We start from the raw sequence: 6615 nt of genomic DNA on the forward strand, positions 1-6615 counted from the left end.
CTCCGGGCCGGTCGCGGCCGGCGCCGAGCGCCTCGACCACCGCCGCTGCCGCCAGTACGGCGGCCTGTTGTCCCGCATTCGTCCTCCCCGTCGTCGATCCGGCCCCGGCGGCCGGCCTCGCCTGCGGCAGCCAAACAGATTTCCGTCGGCCGGGGAGGGGCCAGCGCGACGAGCTTCGGCTGGCCCCTCCCCGGTGCTGTTGATTTCGGCGATGATGGGCGGTTCAGCGGCTGTGCACGGGTAGACGCAAGCGGGCCCAGTGCCGAGCCCGCTGCCGAACCAGGTCAGGAGCAGCAGATGAGCAGCATCCCCGTCGACCGCAGCCCGGACAGCACCCTGGCGTTCCTCCGCGAGGGCTACCGGTTCATCGGCGAGCGCTGCGACCGGTACGGCAGCGACATCTTCCAGACCCGGCTGCTGCTGGAACCGACCATCTGCCTGCGCGGCCGCCCCGCCGTCGAGCTCTTCTACGACGACGAGCGCTTCCGCCGGCGGGGGGCCATGCCGATCCGCGCGCAGCGGACGCTCACCGGGGTCGGCGGGGTGCAGGGGCTGGATGACGCCGTGCACCGGGCGCGGAAGGCGATGCTGATGTCGATCATGACGCCCGCCGCGATCCGTCAGCTCGGCCAGCTCTTCGACGACGAGTGGCGGGCCCGGATCCCGATCTGGGAACGGTCCGGCCCGGTGGTGCTCTACGACGAGGCGGCCCGGATGCTCACCCGGGCGGTCTGCGCCTGGGCCGGGGTGCCGCTGGCCGACCCGGACGTGGCCCGGTGGACCAGCGAGCTGCACGCGATGATCGAGGCCCCGGCCGCGGTCGGCCCCCGGCACTGGCGTGGCCTGCTCGGCCGACGGCGCGCCGAACGCTGGACCGGCGAAGTCGTCGACCGCGTTCGGGCGGGTGCCCTCCCCGCCCCGGAGGGCAGCGCGCTGCGGGTGATCGTCGAGCACCGGGACGACCGGGGCCACCCGCTGCCCCGCCGGATCGCCGCGGTCGAGCTGCTGAACGTCCTCCGCCCGACCGTCGCCGTGGACCGCTTCGTGGTTTTCGCCGCGCTGGCGCTGCACGACCACCCGCAGTGGCGGGAGCGGGTCCGCGGCGACGAGCCGGCCACCGAGACCTTCGTGCAGGAGGTACGCCGCTACTACCCGTTCTTTCCGGTGGCGGCGGCCCGGGTCCGGCGCCCCTTCGAGTGGTCGGGACACCACTTCCCGCTGGGGCGGCGGGTGCTGCTCGACCTCTACGGCACCAACCGCCACCCGGAGCTCTGGCCGGGGCCGGAGCAGTTCCGGCCCGACCGGTTCGTCGGCTGGCGCGGCGACCCCTTCGGCCTGGTCCCGCAGGGCGGCGGAGACCAGCTCACCGGCCACCGCTGCGCCGGGGAGTGGATCACGATCGAGCTGATGAAGCGGGCGGTGACCAACCTGACCACCGCCATGAGCTACCGGGTGCCGCCGCAGGACCTGGCGATCAGCCTGCGGCGGATGCCCGCCCTGCCGCCGAGCGGCTTCCTGATCGACGGCGTGCGCCGCACCGCGTAGGGCGGGCTCACTCCGCCGCCACCAGCGCCTGGGGCGCGGCCTGCTTCATCCGGGTACGCAGCCACTTGAGCTGGATCGCGGTTTCCTGCTCGCAGGACTTCACCACCGCCAGCAGGTCCTCATCGCGGGCCCCGTACGCGGCCTGGCCGACCACCGCCCAGCTGATGTCGCACTCCGCCGCCATCAGGTAGAGGTCCTGCAGGTCGCGGAGCAGCCCGAGCCCGCCGGAGCGGGTGCCGGAGAAGAGCTGCGAGTGCAGCCGGTCCGGTTCCGCCGGGGCGTCCTCGGCGTACCGGTGGGCGAACGGGGCCAGCTTCTCCGCGTGGCCCCGACACTGGCCGGCCAGCCGCTGGCAGGTGTGGAAGATGTCCGGCTCGTCGCGGTGCGCCTCGCCGATTTCGGTGAACGCGTCCCCGAGGCGGTTCTGGGCCTTGTGCAGCAGCCCGAGATAGTGCGCCAGGTGCATCTCACTCCCCTCTCGACGGTGCCTCGGCGGCCGGCCCACCGACGGTGGCCGGGATGCCCGATCCCTCGGGCGGAGCGGAGCCGCCGACGGTGGGTGCGGGCGAGGGGCGGCCCCCGGAGTCCGCCTCCTTCACCACCCGGACGGCGGCGACCTTGAAGATCGGCTGCTTGGAGACCGGGTCCCAGGCGGTGATGGTCAGCTCGTTCGCGGCCCGGTCGTGCCGACGGCCCGCGCCACGATCGGCAGCGCCGCCGTCCGGACCGCCGGGCCCGGCCGGGTCGGCGGCGTCCCAGTAGCCGTAGTGGAAGGGGAGGAAGACCACGCCGGGGCGTACCCCGCAGATCCGGGCCCGGGCGCGGACGGCGCCGCGCGGTGACTCCACCCGGACCAGGTCTCCCTCCCCGACGCCGAGCGTCCCGGCGTCGGCGGGGTTGAGTTCGACCCAGACCTCGGGCGCGGCGTGCACCAACTGGGGGGCGCGCCCGGTCTTGGTGCGGGTGTGGAACTGGTAGACGGTGCGCCCGGTGGTGAGCAGCAGCGGATAGTCGTCGCTCGGCACCTCCGGCGACGGCTGGTACGGCGTCGCATGCAGGAACGCCCGCCCGCGCGGTTCCTTGGCCCGGTACTCGTCGGGCAGCAGCTCCGCCCCGGTGGCCAGGTCGTGGCCGTACGACTCGCAGTAGTCGGGGTCGGTGTTGAAGACCCCGTCGGTGTAGAGCCGCTCGGTGCCGTCGGGGTGCTCCTCGGTGCACGGCCACTGGATGCCGCCGGCGCGCAGCCGCTCGTACGTGATCGCGGTGTAGTCGCAGGGCCGGCCGCGCGAGCACTCCTTCCACGCCTCGAACGCGGCCTCCGGGTCCGACCACTTGACCAGCGGCTGGCCATCCTTGTCCCGGAAGTCCATCCGGCGCGCGTAGTCGAGGAAGATGTCCAGGTCGGGACGGGCCTCGCCGGGCGGCTCGACGGCCTTTTCGGAGATGTGCACCGTGCGGTCCACGCTGGTGAAGGTGCCGGTCTTCTCGCCCCAGGTCGCCGCGGGCAGCACCACGTCGGCCAGTTCCGCGGTCTCGGTCAGGAAGAGGTCCTGCACCACCACGAACAGGTCCGGCTTCGCCAGGATCCGGCGGATCCGGGCCAGGTCCGGCAGGGAGACCACCGGATTGGTGGCGGAGATCCAGAGCAGCTTGATCGAGCCCTGCTCGGCGTACCGGAAGATCTGCATGGCGTGGGTCGGCGGCGCCCAGTGCGGGATGGTGTCCACCTCGACGTTCCAGAGGCGGGCCAGCTCCGCGACGTGCTCCTCGTTCTCCCAGTTGCGCAGGCCGGGCAGATCGCCGTCGGCGCCGCACTCCCGGTTGTTCTGCGCGGTGGGCTGGCCGTTCATCTGGTAGATCCCGGCCCCGGGCCGGCCGATCATGCCGCGAATGAGGTGCAGGTTGTTCACCTGACAGGAGGCCGCGGTGGCCTGGTTGGACTGATAGAAGCCCTGGAGCACGGTGGAGACCAGCCGCTGCGACCGGCCCAGCAGCTCGGCGGCCCGCTCGATGTCGCGGGCCGGCAGGTCGCAGATCTCCGCCACCTTCGCCACCGGGTAGTCCTCGACCACCCGGCACAGCTCGTCGAAGCCGACGGTGTGCGCGCGGACGTACTCCTCGTCGTACCAGCCGCGGTGGATCAGCTCGCGGAGCAGGCCGTTGAGCAGCGCCAGGTTGGTGCCGTTGCGCAGCGCCAGGTGCACGTCGGCCTCCCGGGCCACCGGCGTGGCGCGCGGGTCGACCGCGAGCATCGCCGGCGGGTTCGGCCCGCGCCGCCGGTCCAGCATCCGCATCCAGAGCACCGTCTGGGTCTCCGCGACGTTGTGCCCCCACAGCGCGATCGCGTCGCAGTGGTCCACGTCGGTGTACGACCCGGGCTGCCCGTCGGTGCCGAAGGACGCCTTCAGCGCGGCGGCGGCGGTGGCGGTGCAGAGCCGGGTGTTGCCGTCCATGTGCGGGGTGCCGAGCCCGGCCTTCCCGATCAACCCGAGCGTGTAGTACTCCTCCAGGAAGAGCTGACCGCTGGTGTAGAAGCCGAAGTGGCCCCAACCGCCCGGGCCGTCCAGCAGCTCCTTCGAGCGCGCCACGATCCGGCCCATCGCGGTGTCCCAGTCGGTCTCCACCAGGCGGTCGCCCTCGCGCACCAACGGCCGGCGCAGCCGGTCCGGGCTGTGGTTGGCCTGCCAGCCGTACAGGTCCTTCGGGTCGACCCGGCCGTGGTTGATCCGGTCGCCGGCCCGGCCCCGCACCCCGACGATCCGGTCGTCGACCACCGCGATGTCCATCGCGTCGCCGTTGGAGTGCAGGATCGACGCGCTCGGCACCCAGCGCTGCACGTCGGCCTCGGTGTGCCCGGCCGAGAGGAAAGTGTCCACCCGCGCCGGCCAGCGCTCACCCGGCCCGTACGGGGTGCGCGGCCCCCACGGGTCCGCGATCCGGTCCACCATCGCTCATCCCTCCTTCTTCGAAGCGCCCAGAACGGCATCGGCCGGCCGGTGGCCCGGATGAACAGCCAGTCGACCAGGGTCACCAGGAGCACGGCGGCGAACGCGGTCACCAGCTGGCTGGGGGTGCGCAGCAGCCCCAGGCTCACGATCAGTGTGGTCGCGCCGGCCGGTGGGTGTGCGGCGTCGAGCAGCACCAGCACCGCGGCGGTGACCGCGAGGGAACCCGCGGCCGCGACGATCCGGGGCACCGAGACGCCCTCCTGGAGCGCCGACCGGTGGTCGGCGAGCCCGGTCAGCACCAGCAGGGCGTACCCGGCGAGCAGCGCCACCAGGTGCCCGATGACGGTGTTGCGCGGTGCCGACTCGGGCTTGCCGGGCTGCTCGACGTGCAGCATGACCGCCGGGCCGAGGCTGGGGAAGAGCCACGGCTGCCGGGTCAGCAGGGCGACCGTGCCGGCCACCACCAGGGCGGCGCCGCTGCCGGCGAAGGCTCTGCCGGCGGTGCCGGCTCGGGGCGCGTTCTGCTCGTTCTGCGCGGCCATGACGACTGCTGTACCCCCGCCGCCCGCGATCGAATCGACCGCGTCAGGCGGCCTCGACCAGCGACTTGATCCGGAACAGCGTGTCCCGCAGCCCCACCTCCGGGTCGTGGCCGGTGGTCCGCCCCAGGGCCCGGCGGACCGGGTTGGACCGCCAGCGCAGCTGGGTCCGGATCTCGGTGCCCCGGTCGTGCGGGGCGGGGACCAGCTCGGCCTGCCCCTGCTGGACCACCGGCCCCTCGGTGACCCGCCAGCTCAGCCGGCCCGGACCCTCGACGGTGAGCTCGGCGCGCCACTCGGTGCCGCCGCCGGCCGGGTCGCTCGCCACGCAGCGCCACCGGTTGTCGTCGAGCTGCTCCAGGGTCGCCCACTCGGCGAGCGCCAGGTCCAGCCGTTCCCGGTCGGTCCAGAAGTCGATCAGGGCGTCCATCGGGCGGTCCACGGTGATCCCCCGCTGGACGACGTACCAGCCGTCCGCCCGCTCGGCCTGGAGCGGACGCCGCCGCCGGGCCACCATCCGGCCGACACCGACGGCGGTCACCGTGGCCGCGCCCGCCAGCGCCCACCTCGTTCCTCTGCTGGTCATCACGTCTCCTCCGCCCGGGCGTCCGGGGATGGACCGCCCGCATCCCGCAGCGCTACCCGCCGGGAGGGCGTCGAAACGACAAATCGGTTTGATTGGCGGAAATTAGGGCACCCGCCGACCCCGTCCCCGCGTTCCTCCGGGAGGCAGCGTGTCCTTCGATCACCGCGGCCCAGGCCGGCCCACCGGCAGCCGGGGGTTCGCCCCGTCGGCCGGGCGGCGGCATGAGCGCGCCGGCCCGCGATCACCACGCGGCGCTCGCGCCGGCCCCGGTCGTCGGTGGCACGGCCGCCGGGCCGAGCGGCGGCCGGCGACCCGGTCGGCTCCCCGTCGAGTACGTCCTGCCGCTGCGCCGGTCCGACGACAGCAGCCTGACCGGGCTGACCGACCACCTGCGCCACCTCGCCCGGTGGGTGGACGTCACCGTGGTCGACGGCTCCCCGCCGGAGCTCTTCGCCCGGCACGCCGCCGCGTGGCGGGGCCTCGTCCGGCACGTCCGGCCCGACGCCGCACTGGGCGGCGCGAAGGGCAGGGCGCTCGGGGTGCTGACCGGGGTCGGCCTGGCGCGGCACGAACACGTGGTGATCGCCGACGACGACGTCCGGTACGACGAGTCCGGGCTCCGCGCGGTGCACGAGCTGCTGGACCGGGTGGACCTGGTCCGGCCGCAGGGCCACTTCGACCGGCTGCCCTGGCACGCCTGGTGGGACACCGGCAGGACCCTGCTCAACCGGGCGTTCGGCGGCGACTGGCCGGGCACCGTGGCGGTGCGCCGGGGCACCTTCCGCGCGATGGGCGGGTACGACCCGGACGTGCTCTTCGAGGACCTGGAGCTGGCCCGGACCGTGCGGGCGTACGGGGGTGCCACGGCGACGCCCGCCTGGCTGCACGTACGCCGGCTCCCGCCGACCGCCGCGCACTTCCGCGGGCAGCGGATCCGGCAGGCGTACCGGGACCAGGCCCAGCCGCTGCGGCTGCTGGCCGCGCTGGCGGTGCTGCC

At 74.1% G+C, this 6615-nt stretch carries 5 protein-coding genes and 1 pseudogene; 2 read left to right on the forward strand and 4 right to left on the reverse strand.

Annotation, left to right across the window (positions count from 1 at the left end; genetic code table 11):
- Window positions 1-297 precede the first annotated feature (297 nt).
- Window positions 298-1545 carry a cytochrome P450 gene (locus JNW87_RS32580; RefSeq protein ID WP_109802063.1) on the forward strand — a complete coding sequence of 416 codons (1248 nt, stop codon included), beginning with the start codon at window positions 298-300 and terminating at the stop codon, window positions 1543-1545.
- A 7-nt stretch (window positions 1546-1552) separates the two neighbouring features.
- Here the strand turns inward: JNW87_RS32580 and JNW87_RS32585 are convergent, their stop codons facing one another.
- From JNW87_RS32585 to JNW87_RS32595, 4 genes and pseudogenes are all read right to left on the reverse strand, one after another.
- The gene (locus JNW87_RS32585; protein ID WP_109802064.1) at window positions 1553-2011 is read right to left on the reverse strand and encodes a hypothetical protein; all 459 of its coding nucleotides are present in this window, start codon (window positions 2009-2011) and stop codon (window positions 1553-1555) included.
- A gap of 1 nt (window position 2012) precedes the next feature.
- Window positions 2013-4493: a molybdopterin oxidoreductase family protein gene (locus JNW87_RS32590; RefSeq protein ID WP_109802065.1), complete on the reverse strand. Its 2481-nt coding sequence runs from the start codon at window positions 4491-4493 to the stop codon at window positions 2013-2015.
- Window positions 4494-4537: 44 nt separating this feature from the next.
- Window positions 4538-5035, reverse strand: a pseudogene (locus JNW87_RS41800) (HPP family protein); the annotation flags it as partial.
- A 43-nt stretch (window positions 5036-5078) separates the two neighbouring features.
- A complete protein-coding gene (locus JNW87_RS32595; protein WP_146231081.1) occupies window positions 5079-5618 on the reverse strand; it encodes a cyclase in 540 nt (179 codons plus the stop codon).
- A gap of 221 nt (window positions 5619-5839) precedes the next feature.
- On the opposite strand from JNW87_RS32595, the gene JNW87_RS32600 reads away from it, so the two are divergent.
- On the forward strand, window positions 5840-6615 hold a 776-nt coding region (locus tag JNW87_RS32600), incomplete at its 3' end, for a glycosyltransferase family 2 protein (protein WP_238455005.1).

The organism is Micromonospora sp. ATA51 (genome assembly GCF_016802855.1).
Classification (GTDB): domain Bacteria; phylum Actinomycetota; class Actinomycetes; order Mycobacteriales; family Micromonosporaceae; genus Micromonospora; species Micromonospora sicca.